General features: G+C 45.4%; 1 protein-coding gene. It reads right to left on the bottom strand.

The annotated features are described in order from the left end of the window. Positions 1-261 (bottom strand): hypothetical protein (locus KDM89_RS19880; RefSeq protein ID WP_212689617.1); only part of this gene is annotated, 261 nt, incomplete at its 3' end. Between the last annotated feature and the right edge of the window lie 173 nt (positions 262-434).

Genomic DNA, 434 nt, shown 5'->3' with positions numbered 1-434 from the left:
GTACTCACCTGGGGGTGGCAGGCTAATACCCTGTTTGAGCATTTCTGCACGGTAAAACGCGTCTGGTATCTGTATCAGGATACCGGCACCATCACCCATCAGTGCGTCGGCACCGACCGCACCGCGATGGTCGAGATTTTTCAGAATCAACAAGCCCTGATCAATGATCGCGTGGCTTTTCTTACCTTTGATATGGGCGACAAAACCCACACCACAGGCGTCATGTTCGTTGCTAGGATCGTATAAACCTTGAGCTTGCATCACTATCTCCAGAAGGCAAAATGGACTGTCTGGAAAAGAGAATAGTGCAGCGCAATAGAAACATCAATCGAAATAAAACAGGGTCAGAGTGTTTAAAATCACTCTATTTTTTCACTCCATATTAAATAGGGGTCAGAGTAATTATTTTCAACAATTTAAGGTGGCGCGATACA

The sequence above is a fragment of the Cognatundibacterium luofuense genome (genome assembly GCF_018139685.1).
GTDB classification, from domain to species: domain Bacteria; phylum Pseudomonadota; class Gammaproteobacteria; order Burkholderiales; family Burkholderiaceae_D; genus Undibacterium; species Undibacterium luofuense.
The sequence above is the reverse complement of the archived record's forward strand: the minus strand, read 5'-3'. Positions and strand labels throughout refer to the sequence as shown.